23 protein-coding genes, 1 riboswitch and 1 other annotated feature (1 of these 25 only partly in view) are annotated in these 22,843 nt (G+C 41.2%); of the genes, 14 read left to right on the top strand and 9 right to left on the bottom strand.

The features are described from left to right. Positions 1 to 8: 8 nt before the first annotated feature. The 4 genes from menB (at position 9) to BOD01S_RS21185 (ending at position 4,798) form a co-directional block, all read left to right on the top strand. On the top strand, positions 9 to 830 hold the full coding sequence (gene menB / locus BOD01S_RS21200) for a 1,4-dihydroxy-2-naphthoyl-CoA synthase (protein ID WP_036151013.1): 822 nt from the start codon (positions 9 to 11) through the stop codon (positions 828 to 830). Between the two features lie 147 nt (positions 831 to 977). After that, a complete protein-coding gene (locus tag BOD01S_RS21195; RefSeq protein ID WP_052124699.1) occupies positions 978 to 2,246 on the top strand; it encodes a sensor domain-containing diguanylate cyclase in 1,269 nt (422 codons plus the stop codon). A gap of 45 nt (positions 2,247 to 2,291) precedes the next feature. Then, the gene (locus tag BOD01S_RS21190) at positions 2,292 to 3,725 is read left to right on the top strand and encodes an o-succinylbenzoate--CoA ligase (RefSeq protein ID WP_036151016.1); all 1,434 of its coding nucleotides are present in this window, start codon (positions 2,292 to 2,294) and stop codon (positions 3,723 to 3,725) included. A 281-nt stretch (positions 3,726 to 4,006) separates the two neighbouring features. Next, entirely contained in the window at positions 4,007 to 4,798 is a 792-nt protein-coding gene (locus BOD01S_RS21185) for a transglutaminase domain-containing protein (protein ID WP_052124700.1), read from the top strand. Between the two features lie 140 nt (positions 4,799 to 4,938). Here the strand turns inward: BOD01S_RS21185 and BOD01S_RS21180 are convergent, their stop codons facing one another. From BOD01S_RS21180 to BOD01S_RS23460, 3 genes are all read right to left on the bottom strand, one after another. Then, positions 4,939 to 5,934: a metal ABC transporter solute-binding protein, Zn/Mn family gene (locus BOD01S_RS21180; protein ID WP_036151017.1), complete on the bottom strand. Its 996-nt coding sequence runs from the start codon at positions 5,932 to 5,934 to the stop codon at positions 4,939 to 4,941. A 98-nt stretch (positions 5,935 to 6,032) separates the two neighbouring features. Beyond that, entirely contained in the window at positions 6,033 to 6,266 is a 234-nt protein-coding gene (gene yidD / locus BOD01S_RS21175) for a membrane protein insertion efficiency factor YidD (protein WP_036151019.1), read from the bottom strand. Continuing rightward, positions 6,266 to 6,418: a hypothetical protein gene (locus BOD01S_RS23460; RefSeq protein WP_169745600.1), complete on the bottom strand. Its 153-nt coding sequence runs from the start codon at positions 6,416 to 6,418 to the stop codon at positions 6,266 to 6,268. Before BOD01S_RS23460 ends, yidD begins: the two co-directional genes overlap by 1 nt. A gap of 175 nt (positions 6,419 to 6,593) precedes the next feature. Here BOD01S_RS23460 and BOD01S_RS21170 point away from each other — a divergent pair, with 175 nt between their 5' ends. The 4 genes from BOD01S_RS21170 (at position 6,594) to BOD01S_RS21155 (ending at position 8,749) form a co-directional block, all read left to right on the top strand. Next, positions 6,594 to 7,037, top strand: a complete 444-nt coding sequence (locus tag BOD01S_RS21170; RefSeq protein WP_036151022.1) for a Dps family protein — start codon at positions 6,594 to 6,596, stop codon at positions 7,035 to 7,037. Between the two features lie 105 nt (positions 7,038 to 7,142). After that, entirely contained in the window at positions 7,143 to 7,451 is a 309-nt protein-coding gene (locus BOD01S_RS21165; protein WP_036151113.1) for a hypothetical protein, read from the top strand. A gap of 49 nt (positions 7,452 to 7,500) precedes the next feature. After that, a complete protein-coding gene (locus BOD01S_RS21160; RefSeq protein WP_036151023.1) occupies positions 7,501 to 7,968 on the top strand; it encodes an NUDIX domain-containing protein in 468 nt (155 codons plus the stop codon). Next, on the top strand, positions 7,952 to 8,749 hold the full coding sequence (locus BOD01S_RS21155; protein WP_036151026.1) for an alpha/beta hydrolase family protein: 798 nt from the start codon (positions 7,952 to 7,954) through the stop codon (positions 8,747 to 8,749). Before BOD01S_RS21160 ends, BOD01S_RS21155 begins: the two co-directional genes overlap by 17 nt. A gap of 178 nt (positions 8,750 to 8,927) precedes the next feature. Here the strand turns inward: BOD01S_RS21155 and pckA are convergent, their stop codons facing one another. Next, complete coding sequence (gene pckA, locus BOD01S_RS21150; protein ID WP_036151029.1) at positions 8,928 to 10,514, bottom strand: phosphoenolpyruvate carboxykinase (ATP); 1,587 nt, start codon at positions 10,512 to 10,514, stop codon at positions 8,928 to 8,930. A gap of 199 nt (positions 10,515 to 10,713) precedes the next feature. Further along, positions 10,714 to 10,829, top strand: a riboswitch (SAM riboswitch). A gap of 281 nt (positions 10,830 to 11,110) precedes the next feature. On the opposite strand from pckA, the gene metK reads away from it, so the two are divergent. Beyond that, the gene (metK, locus tag BOD01S_RS21145) at positions 11,111 to 12,307 is read left to right on the top strand and encodes a methionine adenosyltransferase (protein WP_036151030.1); all 1,197 of its coding nucleotides are present in this window, start codon (positions 11,111 to 11,113) and stop codon (positions 12,305 to 12,307) included. A 280-nt stretch (positions 12,308 to 12,587) separates the two neighbouring features. On the opposite strand, the gene BOD01S_RS21140 is transcribed toward metK, so the two are convergent. Beyond that, on the bottom strand, positions 12,588 to 13,100 hold the full coding sequence (locus BOD01S_RS21140; protein WP_036151032.1) for a gamma carbonic anhydrase: 513 nt from the start codon (positions 13,098 to 13,100) through the stop codon (positions 12,588 to 12,590). 111 nt (positions 13,101 to 13,211) lie between these two features. On the opposite strand from BOD01S_RS21140, the gene BOD01S_RS21135 reads away from it, so the two are divergent. The 4 genes from BOD01S_RS21135 to BOD01S_RS21120 all read left to right on the top strand — a co-directional run bounded on the left by BOD01S_RS21135 (position 13,212) and on the right by BOD01S_RS21120 (position 17,740). Continuing rightward, positions 13,212 to 14,015 carry an alpha/beta hydrolase gene (locus BOD01S_RS21135; RefSeq protein WP_036151034.1) on the top strand — a complete coding sequence of 268 codons (804 nt, stop codon included), beginning with the start codon at positions 13,212 to 13,214 and terminating at the stop codon, positions 14,013 to 14,015. Between the two features lie 163 nt (positions 14,016 to 14,178). Beyond that, on the top strand, positions 14,179 to 15,726 hold the full coding sequence (locus tag BOD01S_RS21130; protein WP_036151037.1) for an alanine/glycine:cation symporter family protein: 1,548 nt from the start codon (positions 14,179 to 14,181) through the stop codon (positions 15,724 to 15,726). A 263-nt stretch (positions 15,727 to 15,989) separates the two neighbouring features. Continuing rightward, on the top strand, positions 15,990 to 16,484 hold the full coding sequence (locus tag BOD01S_RS21125) for a sigma-70 family RNA polymerase sigma factor (RefSeq protein ID WP_036151039.1): 495 nt from the start codon (positions 15,990 to 15,992) through the stop codon (positions 16,482 to 16,484). Continuing rightward, a complete protein-coding gene (locus tag BOD01S_RS21120) occupies positions 16,484 to 17,740 on the top strand; it encodes a DUF4179 domain-containing protein (protein ID WP_036151041.1) in 1,257 nt (418 codons plus the stop codon). The genes BOD01S_RS21125 and BOD01S_RS21120 overlap by 1 nt, the downstream gene beginning before the upstream one ends. Before the next feature lie 33 nt (positions 17,741 to 17,773). On the opposite strand, the gene BOD01S_RS21115 is transcribed toward BOD01S_RS21120, so the two are convergent. From BOD01S_RS21115 to BOD01S_RS21100, 4 genes are all read right to left on the bottom strand, one after another. Further along, the gene (locus BOD01S_RS21115; protein WP_036151043.1) at positions 17,774 to 19,057 is read right to left on the bottom strand and encodes an ABC transporter permease; all 1,284 of its coding nucleotides are present in this window, start codon (positions 19,055 to 19,057) and stop codon (positions 17,774 to 17,776) included. Next, on the bottom strand, positions 19,047 to 19,742 hold the full coding sequence (locus BOD01S_RS21110; RefSeq protein WP_036151044.1) for an ABC transporter ATP-binding protein: 696 nt from the start codon (positions 19,740 to 19,742) through the stop codon (positions 19,047 to 19,049). Before BOD01S_RS21110 ends, BOD01S_RS21115 begins: the two co-directional genes overlap by 11 nt. Before the next feature lie 139 nt (positions 19,743 to 19,881). After that, the gene (locus BOD01S_RS21105; RefSeq protein ID WP_036151045.1) at positions 19,882 to 20,463 is read right to left on the bottom strand and encodes a tRNA (mnm(5)s(2)U34)-methyltransferase; all 582 of its coding nucleotides are present in this window, start codon (positions 20,461 to 20,463) and stop codon (positions 19,882 to 19,884) included. Continuing rightward, positions 20,460 to 21,416, bottom strand: coding sequence for a TIGR01212 family radical SAM protein (locus tag BOD01S_RS21100; protein ID WP_036151046.1), 957 nt, complete (start codon positions 21,414 to 21,416; stop codon positions 20,460 to 20,462). Before BOD01S_RS21100 ends, BOD01S_RS21105 begins: the two co-directional genes overlap by 4 nt. Before the next feature lie 134 nt (positions 21,417 to 21,550). On the opposite strand from BOD01S_RS21100, the gene BOD01S_RS21095 reads away from it, so the two are divergent. Beyond that, the gene (locus tag BOD01S_RS21095) at positions 21,551 to 22,723 is read left to right on the top strand and encodes an MDR family MFS transporter (protein WP_036151047.1); all 1,173 of its coding nucleotides are present in this window, start codon (positions 21,551 to 21,553) and stop codon (positions 22,721 to 22,723) included. 47 nt (positions 22,724 to 22,770) lie between these two features. Beyond that, positions 22,771 to 22,843: a binding site (T-box leader), on the top strand; it runs 142 nt beyond the window's last position.

Here is a 22,843-nt window from a genome sequence, read left to right as displayed (position 1 = left end):
ACTATATAATGACAACACGTCAATGGACTTCACTACATACTTACGAAGATATTAAGTATGAGTTCTACAACGGGATCGCTAAAATTACGATCAACCGTCCAGAAGTGCGTAACGCATTCCGCCCGAAAACGGTTATGGAAATGATTGACGCATTTTCACGTGCACGTGACGATAAGAACGTCGGTGTAATTATCTTAACAGGTGAAGGGGAAATGGCATTCTGCTCAGGCGGCGACCAAAAAGTACGCGGTCACGGCGGCTATGTAGGAGAAGACGAAATTCCACGTCTTAATGTACTTGACCTACAACGCTTAATCCGTGTTATCCCTAAACCAGTCGTAGCGATGGTTGCAGGCTATGCAATTGGAGGCGGACACGTATTGCATGTCGTATGTGATTTAACAATTGCAGCTGACAATGCACGTTTCGGACAAACAGGACCAAAAGTAGGCTCATTTGATGCTGGTTACGGTTCAGGCTACCTGGCTCGTATCGTCGGTCATAAAAAGGCACGCGAGATTTGGTATTTATGCCGTCAATATGACGCGCAACAAGCGCTTGATATGGGCTTAGTAAACACGGTTGTACCATATGAGCAATTAGAGGATGAAACAGTTAAATGGTGTGAGGAAATGCTTGAAATGTCTCCAACTGCACTACGCTTCTTAAAGGCAGCAATGAATGCAGATACAGATGGTCTAGCAGGTCTTCAACAAATGGCTGGCGATGCTACACTTCTTTACTACACAACAGATGAAGCAAAAGAAGGACGCGACGCATTTAAAGAAAAACGTAAACCAGACTTCGGTCAATTCCCACGTTTCCCATAAATCGAAGTGAAATAAGATAAGTAAGAAGGGCGCTTGCGCCCTTCTTATTTTTTTCCCTCTGCTTTTCTCTTATATAGAATAATTAAGATTATTATAGTAAAGTAAAAGTAAGACTAGTAACAAAGAACAAGGGGGTGTAATAGAAAAATGGCTGCTGAATATAGGAGGCTACGCAATCATCTCATCTCGCTATATAACTATAATACGGATGGAATCTTGTATCTCGATAAAAAAGGGAAAATTCTTGATGCAAATACAGCATTTTTAGCTTTAAGCGGTTTTGAAAAGAATCATATCGTAAATTGCCATTTTCAGCAATTCATCACGAATGAAGCGGGCGAAGAAGATCGTAAATCATTTTATTTAAGTGAGCAGTATTTTATAGATAAACGTTTTCGACTAATTACTAAAGATCATTCAACTATATCCTGTTTAATGCGCCTAAACCCTATTAAAGAGGAAGAAGCTTTCATAGGATACTTTTTGATTATGAAGAGCATGCAGGAGCTGGATAAGGTGGCAGAGCATTATTTGGAGAGTGAGCTGAATTACCGAATGATCGCCGAAAATATTCAGGATGTCCTCGTTTTGATGGATAAAAATTTAAAATATCTATACATTTCTCCTTCTAGTAAAGAGATTTTCGGTTTTGATCATACAAACCTTCTTAATCGGGAGCTGTTTTTTAATATTCACCCGGACTACAGAGAAATTCTCTCCTCTAAATTTACAGCCGCTGTTGAAAAAGGCGATGCCTTTGATGTGAAGCTTAAGGCATTTCATACAGAGCGTGGCTGGATATGGACAGAGATCAAGGGGAAACCCGTATATGATAAGGACGGCCGGTTTTTACATTTGTTGCTTATTGCCAGGGATATTTCAAATGAGAAGCAGCAGGAGGATCACTTAAAATATTTCGCTTACCATGATATGTTAACAGGGCTGCCTAACCGCCGAATGTTCAATGATCAATTAGAAACAGCAATATCCATGCTTTCTGAAAAAAACGCTCCTTTCGTTCTTATGTTATTGGATGTAGATAATTTTAAACAAATCAATGATTCATACGGCCATGAAATCGGCGACAAAGTTATTATTGAGTTTGGGGCACGATTACAACAAATTGTGGACGACAGGCTTGTAGCGAGACTGGGCGGGGACGAATTTGTTATTTTGCTGCTGAATATGAAGAATGAAGAACATGTGAAAAAAATCGCCCATCGAATTAATGAGACGGTTAAAGAACCGATAATTATTCAGCATACAAAGCTGGAAATTACCACTAGTATAGGGATAGTGTTTTTAGAAGAACCTCCGCTAACGGCCGATCAGGCAATGCGTTACGCTGACGAGGCGTTATATAAGGGAAAAAGTCTTGGGAGAAATACTTTTAAAATCTATCAGTTGGAAAAATAAAAGGGGCGAATTGCAGCCCTTTTTTATATTAGAGGAGGGAAATTTATGCAGCCGAATTGGTTAGCTCAGCGCAGTTATTTAACACCAAATCGAATTGGCTTAAGCTATAACGATAAACAATGGACATTTAAAGAGCTTTATGATGAGGCGGTACGTATTGCCGGAAAGCTTGCTTCATTTCATCTGGATAGGGGGGACCGTATTGCTCTTTTAGCACCTTCCCGTCCTGAGCTTATATCGATGATTTACGGTTGTATGGAAAGAGGAGTAGAGATAGTTTTTTTAAATGGACGGCTATCATCATATGAACTGCATTATCAAATTCAGGATGCCCAAGTAAAGGCAGTAATTGTTCATGAAGAAGAACAGCACAAGCTGCCTGAGGACACTGATTCTATTCTTTTTACAGAGGTTTTTTGTGCGGAGGAAATTAAAATAGAAGCTGTGGAAGAATGGAGCGATGATGCAACAATTTCTATTATGTACACTTCTGGAACGACAGGTTTTCCAAAGGGAGTTCGTCAGACTGTACAGAATCACAGTGCGAGTGCCATCAGCTCAGTGCTGAATCTTGGCCTGAGAGATTCAGATGTATGGTTATGTACAATGCCGATTTTTCATATTAGCGGCTTTTCTATTTTAATGAGATCTTTACTGTATGGCATGCACGTGCGTTTATACGAAAAATTTGATGCTGCCTCGTGTGCTACTGAAATTGCTGAAGGCTCAGTGACGAGAATGTCGGCTGTTGCCGTGACATTAGAACGGATTCTTTCTTATATGGAAGAGCGTGGAATGAAGGCCCATCCAAACTTCCAATCTATCCTAGCTGGCGGAGGACCTGTGCCAGTCGATTATTTAAGGAGAGCGGACAAATTGCACCTGCAAGTTGTACAAACGTATGGTATGACAGAAACATCCTCCCAGACTGCCACATTAAGCAGTGAGGATGCTATGGAAAAGGCGGGCTCTGCCGGAAAACCGTTGTTCTTTAATCAAATCCGGATAGAAGGCGCAGCAAAACCAGGGGATGAAGGGGAGATCTGTATTCGCGGCCCGCATGTAACCCCAGGCTATATCGGCCGTTTTGCCAATCGCCCGGCCATGGAAAACGGCTGGTTGAAGACAGGTGATATTGGCTATCTAGATGAGGAAGGCTATTTATATGTGATCGATCGCCGGGCTGATTTAATTATTTCAGGCGGGGAAAATATTTATCCCGCGGAAATTGAGAATGTGCTTTTGGCTCATCCTGCTGTTAAAGAAGCAGGGGTAAGTGGTATTGATGATCCTGTGTGGGGGAAGGTACCGGCTGCTTTTATTGTCCTGAAAAATGAAGCAACGGTAGAAGAGCTTCTTACCTTTTGCAAGGGAAGATTAGCATCCTATAAAATGCCGAAAAAAGTACTGATTGTCGATCAATTACCCCGAAATGGTTCAAACAAGCTTGTCAGAAGAAGATTAACGGAATTGCTGTAAAAAGATCTTTGATAAAATCTGCTCTCTACCTGTTGAAGCTCCTGAAAGTAGAAGGTCTTAATGAATAGGCAGCAAAAATAGTGAGCTGGTTAGAAAGTCTCTACTTTCTGGCCAGCTCTTTTTGTATGTTTAATAGGTTCACTTGCTACCTTTTTTTATATGAACTTAATAGATGGTTAATAGTTTATGTTTATCATCTTTTTGTTTATGGGTATTTTTATATTAAACAATCATATAATGCAACTATAATAACAAGTTGAAGGAAAAAAAGGGGTGCCAACTTGAAAAAAATACAGATTTTATTAGGCATAATCATTCTATACAGCGGATTTACTGCTTCTAGTATGACGGCAGCGGCAATGACTGGACAGACTGTGTATGACCGGGACTTATACAATGAAATTTATAAGCAGATTGCCTCCTTTCAGTCTTCCTTTACTGTTTCCTATAGAGGGGACGAAGAAGCAGCAGAGGAACAGCTCAAATTAATATTAGAAGATATACGGAAGAAGGACAGTTATTCCTATGAAAATATGACGGGATTGGAAGCCACTCTAAAGCCGAATGGCCATGTAACAACTATTCAATTTACCGTTGATTTTCTGACGACAAAGGAAAAAGAGAATTATGTAGATGAAGAAGTGGAGAAGGTCCTCGCTGGTATTCGGAAAGAAAAACTTTCGGAGCAGGAGAAGATTAAGGCCGTCCATGACTATATTGCTATGAATATTGAATATTCTAATGACACGTATGGTAGCAGTCATAGTGTGTATACCGCCTTGACAGAAAAAAAGGGTGTCTGTCAGGCATACTCCTTACTTTTGCATAAAATGTTATCAGAGCTTGGGTTTGAAATGCAATATGTAAAAGGAAAAGCAGGAGGGGCGGCACATAGCTGGAATCTTGTTAAATTAACAGATGAGTGGCGTCATATTGATGTAACGTGGGATGACCCGTTGGATGATAATGTAAACACTGTCCGCTATAACTATTTCCTAAAAACTGACCAGGAAATGATGAAGACCCATTCGTGGAATACAGCAGAGTATTCAAAGGCTGTAAGTGAAAAGTAAATTACCCGCTCAAATCAGGCACCTAGATAAAATTAATATTATATAAATGAAAAAGAAGACAAGGCCGTACTTAAGTCGCCGTTGTCTTCTTTTCTTTTATCGATTTTCTTAAAGAAGGGAGAGGCAGTTGCTCATTCTCATTATTGCAGAGCAGTTTTCAATGCCTCCATGTTTTTTCTCATTAATGTAAAATATGTTTCACCATTGGCAATATCCTGGGGCGTTAGTACGCTGAGGTTATGCAGGGTCATCGCTTTGGCGCCTACCTCTTTTTGAATGACTTCCGTAAGGCTTGATGACACATTTTGTTCGAAGAAAATATACTGGATATTTTCTGCTTTGGCTAGGTCAACAATTTTCATCAATTCTTTTTGGGATGGTTCACTTTGAGAATTCAGTCCTGCAACCGGTACCTGTGTGAAGCCGTAATGGCCGGCGATATAGCCAAAGGCCGCATGGGACACAAAGAAGGTTTTTTTGGATGTTCCGGCTGCCATTGATTCGAAATCAGCGTGCAGCTGATCTAGCTCTGCCGTCAGTGTGTCATAGTTCTTTGTAAAATCTGACTCATATTCAGGCATTGCTTTTATGAGTTCACTCTTGATAACAGCGGCTAACTCTTTTGAAATGACAGGAGAAAGCCAGACGTGGGAGTCAAGTCCATGCTCCTCTTCATGATTATGTTCATCTTCATGTTCATCTTCATGGGCATGTCCTTCTTCTTCCTCTGCATGTACATGACCGGTAGAGATATGAAGCATTTCTTCACTGACATTGTCTGCAGTAGAGACTAATTTTACATGTTCATGTGCCAACGTTGTTTTGGCCTTTTCTACAAACCCTTCAAGTCCCAGGCCGATATAGAAGAACAAGTCGGCATCTGCTAACGTCATCATATCTTTCTGAGTCGGCTCAAATGTATGTTCATTAGCTCCGGGAGGATAAATGGAGGAAACCTTTACATGATCCCCACCGATGCGTTCAGCGAAGTACTGTAATGGGTAAACCGTTGTATAAATAGACAATGCGCTGTCCGTATCCTTTGAATTATGTTCCTTCTCCTTCTTGTCTCCGCCACATGCAGCCAGCACAAGGGCTACAATTGTCAACAGCAGAAGGGATAAAAGCTTTTTCATCTTATTCACCTCTTAATTGTAATTATTACGATTTAAGTTCAACATTGATTATAATACAGGAACGGATAAAAAAAGACAATAAAAAATAGCCTTCGAAATTATTTTTTTTTCGAAGGCCATTCTTCAGGCACAGGATCAAACCCGCCAGGATGAAGTGGCTGGCATTTTAAAATACGGATTGTTGTTAAAATGATACCTTTTATTGCGCCATGTTTTTGGAATGCTTCCAATCCATAGCTTGAGCAAGTCGGATGGAAACGGCAAGACGGCGGAGTCATCGGAGAGATATATTGACGATAGAAACGGATCAGCCAGATAAATGGATATTTCATTATTTATCTTCCTCCTTCTGATAAGTCTGCTCCGGTAGCGGATCAACGGTCTGCTTTATAGAAAAGTTATTTTGTTTGGCTGCTAAAAAGATCGCAATAGCAAAAATCAAAACGATTGTTAAGATGATAATTAAAATTAATGGCAAACTCAACTTTCTCACCTCATTGTCTATTATAAAGGTTTTCAAGAGTTTTTGTTCTATAATATCTTGAACAGGTGATAGACCTTTAAAAAATTCTACAACTATTCATTTTAAGAGTTGGAAAAGTGGGTATAATACCTATGATAATTAATTAAATTATCCACTAACTTAATGAGGTGATTGTATGGCTAAAAAATCATTAAACGAACAATTAAACGAATTGGTAGCGACATGGTCTGTGCTTTACACGAAGCTACATAACTATCACTGGTATGTAAATGGACCATCCTTCTTTACATTACACGCAAAATTTGAAGAATTATATAACGAGGTAACATTGTCGCTGGATGAAGTTGCCGAACGTATTTTATCAAAAGGCGGCAAGCCGGTGGCAACTATGAAAGAGCATCTTGAACTTTCATTAGTGAAGGAAGCAACAGGCTCAGAATCGGCTGAGGAAATGGTACAGTCGATTATTAATGACTTTGATGTATTAAAGAAAGCACTGAAAGAAGCAATGGAAACGGCATCTGAAGAAGGCGATGACAGAACAGAAGACTTGTTAAATGCTAAAGTTCAAAGTCTTGAAAAACATTCATGGATGCTGTCTGCATTCCTTGGCAACTAATCAGCTTATTCATATCGAGTATAAAAAATGCGGCCTCTGAAAGGAGGCTGCATTTTGCGTATAATCTATATAGCTGCTACTTATACTAACAGCGAGGTGGTCTATATGGAAAAACAAATATACTATATATCCGTTCCGAATTTAACATGCACAGCTTATCCGGGTATGAGACCATATGATTTTAAAATGGAGCTGGAGCCTCAGAAGGCCCGGGTATTCCAAAAGTTATTTGGTCATATTTATCAGTTGGAAACATCTAATATGGTTCGAGCCCACTTGCCATTTATTCCTTACCATATGGATGAGCTGAATCATGATATCGACCAGCGTTACAAGCAAATATATGCGCTTATTCATGAATATGGTGATGAGCAAACAAGAGAATTTGTTGAGCAGATGCCTTATTTTAGTTGAAGCGCTGACATCCCTTCGCTACACTTGAAATTAGTTAGGAGTTGAAGGGATGTTTACATTTATAGATGAAAACGGGCTGCAGGTAGTTTTGCGATTCGACGAAGGCCCATTTGAAGTAGAGCCGCGACATGTGCTGGCTTTAGTAAAATATGAAGATAAATGGCTCTGTACAGAGCATTATACGAGGGGCATTGAATTTCCTGGAGGAAAACAAGAAGAAGGAGAGACGCTTATGGAAGCGGCAATCCGTGAAGTATATGAAGAAACGCAAGTGAAAGTAAAGGATGCCAGGTGGTTTGCTTATTATGTAGTGTATGACGAAATACCATTTTGTAAGGCTGTTTTTACAGCCAGTGTTGATCAGATAGAAGAATTTGTCGGAGAATATGAAACACTCGCAAGGTACTGGCTGACGGAAGAAGAATTGCTTTCACATCCAAACTTAAGTTTTTATATGCGTGATGACGGAATGAAAAAGATGTTACAGGAAGTGAAGACACATGAAAGACGATGGTAAAATCGCATCCATTCGCAAGTATCCTTCACCAAATTCCCATATCCGGCTGGATGAGATTACATACTGGTCGAATGGGCTTCGAGTAAAGGGGCTGCTGGCAAGACCAAAAGCGGAAAAGCCTGCTGAAGCAATGCTGTATCTGCGGGGGGGCATGCAATCTATCGGCATGGTAAGACCTGCAAGAATCGCTCAATTTGCCATGCAGGGCTTTGTTGTATTTGCTCCTTACTATAGAGGAAACCGCGGCGGTGAAGGAAAGGATGAATTTGCGGGAGATGACCGTTATGATGCTGTTTTCGGTGTTGACGTACTAAAACAGTTTACCGACTGTGAGAACGTTCATGTATACGGCTTTTCCCGTGGAGGGCTGATGGCGTTATGGGCAGCGATTTTAAGAGAGGACATTGCTTCTGTCGTGACGTGGGCAGGGGTATCGGATGCTACAGCGACCTATTGGGAAAGAATTGATATGCGCAGAGGGCTGCGGCGCGTCATTGGAGGAACCCCAAAAAAAGTACCGGAGCGTTATGATGACCGGACACCTTTATTTGAAATAAAAAAAATAAAAGCACCCGTTCTTATCATTCATGGTACGAGTGACCAGCATGTAGATATCGAACACGCTTATCAGCTCGAATACTGTCTTCAGGATGCAGGTAAATTTCATGAAACATGGTATTCCTATGGATTAAAGCACCATTATCCGCCGGCTTTGAATAGAGAAACGGTCCGTGCTCTTTGTGGATGGATGAAAGGTAAGAGAGTAGAAGAAAATAAGTAAAAATTTCAGATGATAAGCAGGGGGGAAGGTGTCTGCATAGTTTTTTTTACAGGGGACGCTCCTCAAAGCTTGAGGCTAGTTTTAGAGAAGCAAAATAGAAGAAAACAAGGAGCAGCCGAAATGGCTGCTCCTTGTTATTTAGAAGAAGACTACTGCAGGGCCGAAAAACAAATCCTGCTTATACTAAAGGGCCGCCTTTTTTTACGATCTCTTCAGAAACATCTTCAAATTTTTTGAAATTATTTTTAAATAGCTCAGCTAGTTCGTTTGCCTTTTTATCATACGCAGCTTTATCCGCCCAAGCTTCACGTGGAGTTAAAACTTCTGTAGGAACACCTTCAACAGCAACAGGAATGTTTAATCCAAATACGCCGTCTTGAATTGTTTCAACGTCGTTTAGCTTGCCATCAATGGCAGCACGAACCATAGTGCGTGTATAAGAAAGCTTCATACGGGAACCTACACCATATTCGCCGCCAGTCCAGCCAGTGTTAACTAGGAACACTTGTGAACCGTGTTCATCAATTTTCTTACCTAACATTTCAGCATAAACTGTTGCCGGAAGAGGTAGGAATGGTGAACCGAAGCATGTTGAGAATACTGGTTCTGGCTCTGTAACACCGCGCTCTGTACCAGCCAATTTTGAAGTAAAGCCGCTTAAGAAGTGGTACATTGCTTGTTCTTTCGTTAATTTTGAGATTGGAGGCAATACGCCAAAAGCATCTGCAGTTAAGAATACGATTGTTTTTGGATGGCCTGCAACAGATGGTGTAACAATATTATCAATGTAATTGATTGGATAAGCGACACGTGTATTTTCAGTTAATGAACCGTCATCATAGTCGCAAACGCGTGTTTCTGGATGTACAGCAACGTTTTCCAGTACGGCACCAAACTTGATAGCATTATAGATTTCAGGCTCTTTTTCAGCGGAAAGGTTAATTGTTTTCGCATAGCATCCGCCTTCAATATTGAACACACCATTGTCAGACCAGCCATGCTCATCGTCACCGATCAGTTTACGGTCGGCATCTGCTGATAAAGTCGTTTTACCAGTACCTGAAAGACCGAAGAATAATGCTACATCGCCTTCCTCACCTACATTGGCTGAACAGTGCATTGGGAAGATCCCCTGTTCTGGTAATAGGTAGTTCATAATACCAAAGATTGATTTTTTCATTTCACCAGCGTACTCTGTGCCGCCGATAAGGATGATTTTCTTTTCCATTGATGTAATGATGAACGTTTCAGAAGCCGTACCATCAACTGCTGGATCAGCTTTAAAAGATGGAGCTGATACAATTGTGAACTGTGCAGCGTGACTAGCTAATTCTTCAGCTGTTGGACGGATAAATAATTGATGACAGAAAAGATTATGCCAAGCATATTCGTTTATTACTTGGATTGATAGCTGAGAGTCTTTGTCAGCTCCTGCAAATCCTTTAAATACGAATAACTCGTCTTTTTCTTTTAAGTAGTTGATCACTTTTACGTAAAGATTGTCGAAAACTTCTGTCGAGATAGGTTTGTTTACTTTACCCCAGTCAATTTTATCTTTTGAAGTTTCTTCTTCAACCATATATTTATCCTTAGGGGAACGGCCAGTATATTTACCTGTTTCAGCTCGTAAAGCGCCGTCTACTGTAAGTGTTGCTTCCCCGCGTGATGTAGCTTTTTCAACTAGTTCTGGTACAGATAGTTGAACGTTAATATTTGCCCCGCTTAATAATTCCTTCAGTTCGTTGTTGATGTCTACTGAATTCATTGATTAAATACCATCCTTTTTTATATAGTTCCCCTATGTGAGGGAGTTAGTGACTAATTCAAAAATAGTATAACACATTGATGCTAATAATCTATACTAATTCTGAATTTATTTTGTGATTTTTTTATATTCCATAAAACCATTATAAATCGTTTGACAAGATGAAACAAATTTCGTACCATTTAAAACTGAACGGATACTCTTATCCCGAGCTGGTGGAGGGTCAGGCCCTATGAAACCCGGCAACCTGCAATACGATTTTCGTAACGTGTTGGTGCCAACCTGATGCAAGGATAATTCCTTGAACGATAAGAGTGAAAGGTAACGAAAACATGACTCCTTTCCTCATAACATGAGTGAAGGGATTTTTTTGTTTTGCATTTGAAAAGAGCAGGCTGAAGTTTCATTTTTTATACCGTCCTCCTGAAGGATGACGTGTAAGCGGGACATGCTTCTCTTCATTACTTTAGGCCTTTCTAAATCCTCGTGTAAAAGTTAGCAGCGGCTTTTTTAATCCGTACGGGTAGACATACATGGGTAATGAGTACCGTATCAAATACGCGCTTTCGCGCAAGGTATTTTTAGGAGGAAGACAAATGACAAACCGTCGACTGTTTACATCAGAAAGTGTAACAGAAGGGCATCCAGATAAGATTTGCGACCAAATTTCTGATGCCATTTTAGATGCTATTTTAGCAGAAGATCCAAATGCACGAGTAGCGTGCGAAACAACTGTCACTACAGGACTTGTATTAGTTTCCGGTGAAGTAACAACATCTACATATGTAGATATTAAAGGAATTGTGCGTGATACAGTAGAGAAAATTGGCTATACACGCGGTAAATATGGCTTTGACGCCGAAAACCTTGCTGTACTTGTAGCTCTTGGGGAGCAATCGCCTGATATTGCCCAAGGTGTAGACCAAGCACTTGAAGCTCGCGAAGGCGCGATGACTGATGAAGAACTAGAAGCAATCGGCGCGGGAGACCAAGGTTTAATGTTTGGGTATGCCTGCAATGAAACACCAGAACTGATGCCGCTACCTATCAGTTTGGCACATAAGCTGGCTCGTCGTCTAACAGAGGCCCGCAAATCAGGGGAACTACCGTACCTACGTCCGGATGGAAAAACACAAGTGACTGTAGAATATGATGAAAACAATCATCCTGTACGTGTTGATACAATCGTTTTATCTACACAGCATGATGAAGACGTCACATTAGAGCAAATCCAAAAAGACATCAAAGAAGTAGTAATCAATAAAGTAGTACCCGCAAACCTAATTGACGTAAACACAAAATATTTCATTAATCCAACAGGCCGCTTTGTAATCGGAGGACCAAAAGGAGATGCAGGTCTTACCGGCCGTAAAATCATCGTAGATACGTATGGTGGATATGCCCGCCACGGCGGTGGTGCCTTCTCTGGAAAAGATGCTACAAAGGTTGACCGCTCAGCGGCTTATGCAGCACGCTATGTTGCCAAAAATATTGTAGCAGCAGGACTGGCGGAACGTGCAGAAGTGCAGCTTGCTTATGCAATTGGTGTAGCCCGCCCGGTATCGATTGCGGTCGATACATTCGGTACTGGCAACGTAGAGGAAAGCAAAATAGTGGAATGGGTACGTGAATTATTTGATTTACGTCCTGCAGGGATCATTAAAATGCTTGACCTGCGCCGCCCGATTTACAAACAAACAGCAGCTTATGGACATTTTGGCCGTACAGACCTGGATGTACCATGGGAAAACACGGACAAGGCTCAGGCGCTTCGTGAAAAAGCTGGCCTATAATGGACTGAAGCCATGCCGGATTGTGAAAAAGGCCGTCACTTACTGTGACGGCTTTTTTAGCGGGTAAGAAAGAAGAAAGGCGCTATAAGAGACACTAGGGGCTTTCACTTTAGCTGTGTACGGATGACATTAGGCACAGAAACCTAGTCAGTTTGATAGCTTAAAAATATTCTCTCGTCTTTCGATAAAAGGATGCTATCTTGCTTACTTTTGTCCCTGAGATGTCGTTTAATATATTATATAATAGAAAAAAGCCCTCAGTATATGGGCTTGCTGGTTATTATTTTTGAAGTGATTTATAATATTTTCCTTTTTCTACATACTCACGAATAATCCGGTCCATATCTGCACGGTCCTCAGGGCTGATGTCACGGATGACCTTTGCCGGGCTGCCCATTGCCAGGGAGTTGGGAGGGATTTTTTTGCCGGGCGGGACAAGGCTGCCAGCTCCGATAAATGCACCTTCTCCAATTTCAGCACCATCAAGGATAATGGAGCCCATACCAATAAGCGCCCGTTTACGGATTACACAGCTATGTAATGTCACCTGATGGCCCACAGTTACTTCATCTTCAATAATAAGAGGATTATTAGGACTTTGGTGAAGGCAGCTTAAATCTTGAATACTGACACGGCTGCCTATAATCGTCGGGGCTACATCCCCCCGGATGACGGTATTAAACCAGACCGTTGTGTCAGCTCCAATAGTAACGTCACCTGTAATGGTAACATAATCTGCAATAAAGACAGATGGATCTATGTTTGGAGTTTGATCTTTATAAGGGTAAATCATATTCTTTCGCCTCATTTCAAGCTAATATATATAATAATCGTACCAAATAGTAAGAAGGAAATAAACAAACTTGTCAAATAACTATGAATGAGAATTTTAGGAGGAAGGCTAATGTGGAAATGGGATGCTGAGGGGCAGCCAAAAGCGGTTGTAGCAATTTTTCATAGTGCTTATGAGCATCACGCCTGGTATGCGTGGCTTATTGAAAAGTTACGCGGCTCAGGATTTCACGTTGTAATGGGAGATTTACCGGGGCATGGGGAGCAGGCGAAAAATCATCGCTACCATGATGAGGATTTTCAGGAATACTATACTTATGCAAAACAGTTAATCCAAGTTGCCCAAACTGAAGATTTACCGGTGTTTATAATAGGAAATGGATTAGGAGCGACAATTGCCGCGCGTGCAATATATCGTAATAAGCTGGACTGTGCAGGTCTTATCATGGTGTCACCTTGGCTTCACCTGAAACTTGAGCCCGGGAAGCTTTCGAAAGCCTTATCAAGCCTTAGCGCCATTACTTCTAACGTCAAACTAAAACATGAAATCACCTATAATACGTTGACACGTAATTTTGAAGTATACGAGGAGATGAAAGATGAAGTACCGTTTAATACTGTTGTGACTGTAAAATGGTACCGGGAATTACAGCATCTGATGAAAATGTGGAAGGATGCCGAGGTAAGGCTGCCGTCATTGCCGGTACTCCTCATGACAGGGGGACGTGATAGTATTACAGATACGGCAGCTTCAAAGCAATGGCTGATGCAGCAAAACCTTACCCACTTTCAATATAAGGAGTGGAAGGACAGTTTGAGTAGTCTCTTTTTCGAGATGGAGCGCGAAGAGATTTTCCAGCTAACAAGAGATTTTATGAATAATAGTTTAAGATCCCTCGGGTATATTATTCCGTAAAGAAAGCGCAGTGAACAGATAGTTCATTGCGCTTTTTATTATTCTTTGATTTGTCGGATATGGAATATTGCAAATATTTTAAAAATTAGTTGAATGAAGGAGTATTTTGTAATATAGTGAACTTCAAAATAATAAAATATTTCAAAACAAAGGGGGGCGTTATATGGGAGATGTTGTTGGTTTTCTGAATAATTTTTTCTGGGGACCTTGGTTCATCTACGGAATCATGTTGATTGGTCTATTTTTCTCTGTTATTACTAGATTCCTTCAGGTTCGCCATATTAAAGAAATGTTCGTATTAATGTTTAAAGGGGAAAAATCGGAAAAAGGTATCTCTTCTTTCCAAGCTTTAGCCATCGCACTTTCGGGGCGTGTGGGTACTGGTAATATTGCGGGAACAGCTACAGCTATCGGGATGGGGGGACCCGGTGCAGTATTCTGGATGTGGCTGATTGCCTTTATCGGAGCTGCCACGGCTTATGTTGAGTCCACGCTAGCTCAAATCTATAAGGAAGAAAAAGAAACGGAGTATCGTGGCGGACCGGCCTTTTATATCGAAAAGGGAATGGGACAAAAATGGTTTGCGGTAATCTTTGCCGTAGCAGCATTGCTGGCAATGCTTATTTTAATGCCTGGTGTTCAATCCAATGCTATTGCTGGTGCAATGAACAATGCATTTGGTATTGATAATTGGATTATTGGTCTTATCATTGCTATTTTACTAGGTGTTATTATTATCGGCGGGGTTAAATCCATCGCAAACGCAGCCCAGGTGATCGTGCCATTCATGGCATTGGCTTATATTTTAATGGCTCTTATTATTATTGTTCTTAATATAGGCGAGGTACCAGGCGTTATTGCCCTGATCTTCTCCAGCGCATTTGGGGCACAGGAGATATTCGGCGGTATCATCGGTTCGGCTATTGCTTGGGGTGTCAAGCGCGGTATTTATTCAAATGAAGCAGGTCAAGGTACAGGTGCCCATCCTGCTGCTGCTGCGGAAGTGTCACACCCGGCAAAACAAGGGCTAGTGCAGGCCGCTTCCGTTTATATCGATACATTATTAATCTGTTCAGCTACGGCATTTATGATTCTATTTACAGGCATGTATAATGTACATGACGAAGGTGCTGATAAAGTACAGGTAATGGTGGATGGCGAGGTGCATAAGGTAGATGGCGAGCCATATGAAATTTATCCTACCATTTTCACTGGTGAATTTGGTAAGGATGAGTATACAGGTGAAGCCCAAGTTTCTTATGCTCAGACAATAAAGGAAGGGGCAGCATATACACAATATGCCGTTGACGAAGCGTTACCAGGCTTCGGAGCTCCATTCGTAGCCATTGCGTTATTCTTCTTTGCCTTTACAACGATTATGGCGTATTACTATATTGCTGAGACAAATGTTGCCTATCTGTTCTCAGGCGGGGCAGAAAAAATAGGAATTTGGATCGCCAAAATCGCTATTATCGTAGCAGCCTTCTATGGTACAGTACGTACGTCTGATCTAGCGTGGGCAATGGGTGATGTCGGTCTTGGTCTCATGGTATGGATTAACGTCATTGCGATTCTTATTATTATGAAACCTGCTATTGTTGCTCTAAAAGATTACGAGAAACAAAAGAAAGAAGGCAAGGATCCAGTATTTGACCCTACTAAGCTAGGTATCAAAGGGGCGACATTCTGGGAAGAACGCAATAAAAAATAGAGAAATAGCAGCTGCTTCGTTTAGAAGCAGCTTTTTTTATGTTGAAGATTAATAGACAAATAATAGGCGTTAATAGACAAATAATAGGCGTTAATAGACAATTTAGGTTAACTAATAGACAAAATAACAGGGTTTATAGACAACATACGCCTATTAATAGACAATAAGGGCCCGATAATAGACAAATGGGAAATACCTCATACATTTTGAACGATTTTGTAAAGAACGCTGTCTAATACATAAAGGGGTAAAGAAGGTGTAGTATGGAGCAACTGGCAAAAAGGGCAATCAGCGGGGATGAACAGGCCATTTTATCTCTTCTTGAGCACTATGAAGAAACATTATACAGGACGGCGTATGCTTATTTACGCAATGAACAGGATGCTCTTGATGCGATGCAGGAGCTTGCGTACCGTGCATTCAAGAAAATCCACCAAGTTAAAGAGCCCGCATATATCAACACGTGGCTCGTGCGGGTACTGATCAATATTTGCCTGGATATAAAAAAGAAGCGAGTGGAATATGTACCTGACTATGCAGAGCCGAGCTACGAACAGAAAACGGACTTTGAAATACTGGATATGATTAGCGGCCTTTCGGAGCAAGAGCAGCAGGTTATATTTCTAAAATATGTGGAGCAGCGAACAAACAAAGAGATTGCAAGCGTGCAAAATATCCCGGAAGGCACGGTGAAATCACGTGTGCATCATGCATTAAAGAAATTAAAGCTGCTTTTCGGACAGGGAGGGACAGATTGATGACTAACCCATTTGATTTAGAAAAGTTAAATAAAGAGTTAAATCAAATCAACGTACCAAAAGAACAATTAGCGAAAACCCGGCATAGAGCCTTCCAGAAAATACAGAAAGAAAAGCAGCGAAGAAACAATTGGCGTTATTATCCGGTACTTGCAGTGACAGTTGCTTTGGCATTCGTTCTGTCTGTCCGTTTTATTCCACCTTTTGCTGAGACAGTGAAGCTTGTCCCGGGCTTTACTGACGTAGTTCCACTCATTACAGATGATCAAGAAGCAGATGAATATGAAAAACTAGATATCAAAGAAACGAAAAATAATTTAACCCTTACAATAAAAGAAGTCATGGTCGATGAAACAGGGATAAAAATCCGTTATTCAATTGAAGCCCCATATAATATTGCAGAACTCTTTATACGGAAGGTAACAATTTTACAGAATGGAAAAGAAATAGAAGGGGCATCCAGTTACGGCTGGGCGAAAGATGGAACGGTGAAAAAATATATAGAAGATACCATCTTTTACAATGTTGAAGGCAAAAACTTGCCTAATAAGAAAAACTTTGAACTTCAAATAACGTTTGATGATAAAGAGAAAACAACATTTGAAATTCCTTTTACGATCAAAAATGACGTAGTAAAAAAGCAAATATATGAGATTGATCAAACGATTTCTTATGAAGGGCAAAAGCTGATCATAAAAGATATCACGATCGCACCGACATCGACTCGTCTTCGCCTAACGACCGATGAGGGCAATTCAATGCAAATTTTAAATGTTGGTCATGTACGGATTTTCAATGAGCAAGGCGAGCGAATAAATACACCGGAGAATGGATTAACAGGGTTAAATAATCTTTCATATGGTGAAGTCATTTACTTATTTGAAAGTGATGCAGTCAACTCAGCAGATTCCCTTACAATTGAAATTGAAAATATGGATGTACTGCCGAAAGATGATAATTATGTGGAAGTGGATTTCAGCAAGCATATAGTTCTCAAGCAGCCTTCGATAGGAAAAGCGAAGTTTAAAATAAGCCAGGGAGGCATTATTACGATTGAAGAAGAGGAGGGGGCAGAGGTTCGATTAAGTCATGCGATTGATGCAGATGGGAAACGCTTTGACATGAAATCCTTCTCCAGCACATGGAATCAAGTGGAGTATACGTATCCAACAGAAATGAAAGCTCCTGTAAAAATTTATTTTTACGACTATCCAAATACAATCTTTTTTAAAGAAAAAATTACTGTGGATAAATAAAACAAGGATGAGGGCTAGCCCTCATCCTTTTGTTTATAATTCCTGGCGCAATGCCTGGATCACTTCGATTTTCGTTGCTTTACGTGCGGGACGCCAACCGGATAAGATTGCTACTACCAGGCTGATGCCTCCTGCAATCAGCACAAGGCTGAATGGAATTGTAGAAAACGTTAGTTCATAGCCTGTTAATTCTTCCTCCGATAAAGCATAGGCGAGTACGTGCGGTAAAATAGCGTTTGCCCCAAAACTGATGGCGTACGAAAGAATAATCGCCAAGCCTGTACCTAACAGGCCGATAAATGCGCTTTCCATTAAGAACAGACGCTGAATCAATGCTGGAGAGGCACCGATTGCCTTTAACACACCGATTTCACGTGTACGCTCTGTCACAGCCATCGTCATTGTATTGAAAATACCGATAGAGGCGATTAATACAGCAATCGTTCCAATGAAAATAAGTCCAATTTTGAAAATCAGGAAGAATAAATCCATTTCCTCCAATTGCTCGATAACCGAATACACTTGGTAGCCCTGTTCTTTTAGGTGATCTAATACAGGGATGACATTTTCAAGTGAGTCTACAAAAATAGTTGTTGTAGGGTATGTTTCTAAAGATGGGAATAACGTTTGTACACCCTGTCCAAAGAGAATGGAGGAATCAATATACCAATCATAGGAAGGCTTCTTTAATATACCCACAATAGTGAATTCTCCGGATTGTGTCTCTTGATCACCTTCATTATTTTCAAACTTGAGCGTTACTGTCTTTCCGATGATATCTCCTTTATAGCCTTCTTCCTCACCGTTATACCATGTTCCATTTGCTTCTGCTTCTCTTGACTTACGGTCTATTTCTGTTTGGTCTGCTTCATTTAATAAGCTTTGAGCGTAATGATAACCAACAACTATTTCATTTGGTTTCTTTGGTAAACGTCCTTTGCTTAAGTTCGAAGGCAGTTTTGATTGCGCCTCCATATCAACTATTGCAGCCTGTGAATAGCCTGTACGGTCTTCAAATGACGATAAGACGGAAGCTCCGACGTCCCATTTTTTTAACACAACATTGACATGCTCTACGTTGTTTATCCGCTTTTCGTCCTCGGCAGTTAGGCTTTCATCACCCCAAAGCTCGATTTCCGTAATTTTTTCTTGATTTAAAATTTCGTTGCGCATCGTCTCCTGAATCCCAAACCCGATTGAAGCCAGGACAATTAAAAAGGCACAGCCGATCATCGCGGCCAGTACGGTAGTTGTGACGCGCAGCTTATTCTTTTTCATATGCTGCCGGACAAATTGTAATTGATCTTTAAATAACATGCTGCATTTCCTCCGTTAACAATCCATCAGTCATGCGTAAAATACGGTCTGCAATCGAAGCTACTTCCTCATCATGTGTAATGATGATAAAGGTTACATTGCTTTCTCTATTCAACTGCTGCATGAGCTGGAGGATTTCTTGTTCTGTCTGCATATCCAAACTTCCGGTCGGCTCGTCCGCCAACACGATAGGAGGGTCGGTAATCATTGCGCGGGCAATCGATACACGCTGCTGCTGGCCGCCTGATAGTTCATTTGGATAATGGTCTGCCACTTCTGTCAAACCAACTCTTTTCAGCATATCCTGGACTTTTTTCTGGCGGATTACAGGACTGACCCCTTTAAGTTTGAGGGGAAGCTCGATATTCTCCACAACATTTTGCCCGGGGAGAAGCTGGAAATTTTGAAAGATGAAACCGAAGTGATCTAAACGAAAGGCAGCGCTTTGCTTTTCCGTAAAAGCGGCAGTCTCTGTCCCATTTACATAAACAGAGCCGGCGTTTGGCTTTAGGAAACCCGCGATGACCTGTAAGAGGGTAGATTTTCCGGAACCGCTCTTTCCAACGATAGAAACAATTTCACCCTGTTGTACATCGAAATTAATGCCTTTTAATACATCCACCTTCTTTTCTTTGCCTTTTTTTCCGATCAGGAAGGCGTGGTGTAGTGATTGAACTGTAATCATATGCTCATTCCTTTTTATGTTGATAAATTAAGTGTAAAAGGCAAATCTGAAGATATAGGGTCTGTGTTTCTGAAGATTTTCTTAAGAAAAGGAAACTGCCTGAACGTTTAGGAAAATAAAAGAGCTGAGGATACGTTCCTCAGCTCTCAAATGGATATTCTTTCACCTTTTCTAGTGCAATAACAAAGGGAGGGTCATTTTTCTGATTTAAAAATTCATAGCGCAGGACATGGATAGATTTCTGTGGAAGCGCGCTTACAAAGCGGATTACTTCATCCCGCTCTTCCTTCCCGCCTTCATGGCCGTGATAAATGACAAGAACGACGATACCTCCAATTTTCAAGAGCTGCAGCAGGCTTTCTAAGGCCTGGATTGTCGTGTTTGGACGGGTAATCACTTCATGATCGCTGCCCGGCAAGTAGCCCAAGTTAAAAATGGCGCCTGAAACAGGCTTGTCTACATATTTTGCCACATTTTCATGGCCATCATTCAGTACAATGGCCCTGTGTTCAAGCGCATGGTCAAGGAGACGGTGAAGTGTTGCATCAACTGCCTGCTTCTGGACATCAAATGCATAGACAAAACCGTCATCGCCGACAAGTTCGGCTAAAAATAGTGTATCGTGTCCATTGCCTGCTGTTGCATCGACTGCAATATCACCGTTGCCGACTGCTGATTGTAATAATGTTTGTGCGTATTGTAACACTCGCTCCAGCCTCATTTTGTCACTTCCGCCACATAGTGCTTACCTTGCCAAGATCCACGCCGTTCAAGCTCTGCATCAATTCCATTCAGCACTTCCCATTTATTCACCGACCACATAGGGCCGATCATGAGATCAATCGGGCCATCTCCTGTAATACGGTGCACGATCATTTCAGGCGGCAGTACTTCCAACTGGTCGGCTACAAGGTTGATGTATGCGTCTTTTTCCATAAATTCGAGCATTCCTTTTTCATACTGCTTTACAAGAGGTGTCCCTTTTAATAAATGCAATAAATGAATCTTGATGCCTTGGACATCCAGCTTCGCCACTTCCCGTGCTGTTTCCATCATCATATCGTAGTCTTCCAGCGGCAGACCGTTGATAATATGTGTGACGATCCGGATATTGTGCTTGCGTAATTTTTCTACGCCTTCAACATATGTTTGATAGTCGTGGGCACGGTTGATTAAGTTCGCTGTTTTTTCATGAACAGTCTGGAGCCCAAGCTCCACCCAAAGATAGGTGCGTTCATTCAGCTCTGCCAAATATTCGACAACATCATCCGGCAGGCAGTCAGGTCGTGTGGCAATGCTAAGCCCCATTACCCCTTCACAAGCAAGAGCTGCTTCAAACTTTTCCTTTAATACTTCAAGCGGGGCATGTGTATTTGTATAAGCTTGAAAATAGGCCATTGTCAGGCCGTCTTTCCATTTATTCTCCATTTTTGCTTTGATTTTTTCAAACTGGATGGGAATCGGATCAACCTTATCACCAGCAAAATCTCCAGAACCGGCTGCTGAGCAGAACGTACAGCCCCCGAATGCTACGGTACCATCCCGGTTAGGACAATCAAAGCCAGCATCCAGCGCGACTTTGTATACCTTTTTTCCAAATTCATTCCGCAAATAGCGGTTCCATGTATAATAACGTTTTCCGTCTGACGGGAAAGGGAAATTTACTTCTGTCATATATGTCACTCCTCTAACGCCCTATTTTAACACGCATATGACACTCTGACATAACAGAAAATCTTTTTCTTGTACATTTTGCGAATTACGCATAGACTTACTGTTTGGAGTTTGAAATTAATGGAGGATACTTTATGCCGAAAAGTGTTTGGTTTTTAGTTGTAGGGATGTTCGTAAATACAGTGGGAAGCTCGTTTTTATGGCCTTTGAATAGTATTTATATCCATGATTATTTAGGGAAATCACTTACCATTGCAGGGGTTGTATTAATGCTGAATTCGTTAGCAGGTGTATTTGGCAACCTGCTTGGCGGTTATTTGTTTGATAGATTGGGAGGATATAAGACAATTGTTTTTGGGGTTGTATGCAATTTAGTGACATTAGCCTTTTTGACAGTATGGCACGAATGGCCGCAGTATGTCATTCTACTGACAATGGTAGGGTTCAGCGGGGGAATTGTCTTTCCTGCTATGTATGCTCTCATTGGAAGCGCCTGGCCGGAAGGAGGAAGAAAAGCCTTCAACACATTATTCCTGGCAAATAACGTAGGAGTGGCGATTGGTCCTGCATTAGCCGGAGTAATCGCAGATATTAATTTTGAATATGTTTTCATCACGAATTTGGCGACATATGCCGTGTTCTTCTTCATCGCTGTTTTTGCATTCAAACGATTTGAGCAGGGAAGCATTGCACCGAAAAATGTAATAGCAGAAGGGGCAGGCCCCCAATCAAAAGCGCCGTTATTTGCTATATTAATACTATGTATCTCCCTTGTATTATGCTGGATGTCGTATTCACAGTGGAGCGCGACGATCTCTTCCTATACACAGGAGCTGGGAATGAGCCTTTCTCAATATAGTTTATTATGGACGATTAATGGATTATTAATAGTAGCATTGCAGCCATTTATTCGACCGATTGTCCGGATGTGGGAAGAGAAACTGAAGAATCAGCTAGTATTAGGACTAGTATTAATGTCTGCATCAATCGGTATGGTGTCGATTGCAGGAGATTTTAAGATGTTTGTCGCTGCTATGGCTGTTCTGACATTAGGGGAAGTATTCTTTACGCCGGTTATTCCGTTGGTAGCAAACAAACTGGCACCAGAAGGAAAGCAAGGTTTCTATCAGGGCATCGTGAATAGTGCAACGACAATCGGCCGTATGGTAGGGCCGCTAATTGGCGGTATTATGGTAGATGTGTATGGTATGCAGGTACTTGCCATCTTCCTTGCTATCGTACTTATTGTCGCCATCATTCCGTGTTTATTGTATAATCTGCCATTGAAACGGATGAAGTATGAATAAACACTTGTGCTTTTCCATTGTTTCCATTAAAATAAATGAAAATATTAAGAACGACTGTGATGAGGAATAGTAGGTCCGGTAATCTTCAAGAGAGCCTGCGGTTGGTGAGAGCCGGCAGAT

The sequence above is a fragment of the Lysinibacillus odysseyi 34hs-1 = NBRC 100172 genome (genome assembly GCF_001591965.1).
In the GTDB taxonomy this organism is placed as follows: domain Bacteria; phylum Bacillota; class Bacilli; order Bacillales_A; family Planococcaceae; genus Lysinibacillus_B; species Lysinibacillus_B odysseyi.
Note: the sequence above shows the minus strand (reverse complement) of the source record. Positions and strands in the feature narration are given on the sequence as shown.